General features: G+C 57.6%; 1 protein-coding gene. It reads left to right on the top strand.

What is annotated here, in order from left to right; all coding sequences use genetic code 11:
* Window positions 1-107: 107 nt before the first annotated feature.
* On the top strand, window positions 108-309 hold a 202-nt coding region (locus HMPREF2734_RS05345; RefSeq protein ID WP_070569792.1), incomplete at its 3' end, for a transposase.

Raw genomic sequence — 309 nt, 5'->3', positions numbered from 1 at the left:
TAGTGTGGTGTAACGCTTGCTGATGGTGGGCCCTGGAAAATGCAGGGGCGGCCATCGTCAGTAACCTTTCGACTCAACTACCACATCTCACCGAAAGGAACATGACGATGACCGCTGATCCGCATTCTATCGACCCAACAACCTATCTGGATGATCTGCTCGCTCAAGCCTCTCCGGATTTGATGCGCCAGATGCTGCAAGGGTTTATCAACCAAATCCTCTCCGCCCAGGCCGACACTGTCTGCGGCGCCGAATACGGGGTCGCCTCCACCGAGCGGGTCAACCACCGCAACGGGTATCGCCACCGCG

This window comes from Corynebacterium sp. HMSC055D05 (assembly GCF_001810365.1).
GTDB lineage: Bacteria > Actinomycetota > Actinomycetes > Mycobacteriales > Mycobacteriaceae > Corynebacterium > Corynebacterium coyleae.
This window is presented reverse-complemented; position numbering and strand designations above follow the sequence as displayed.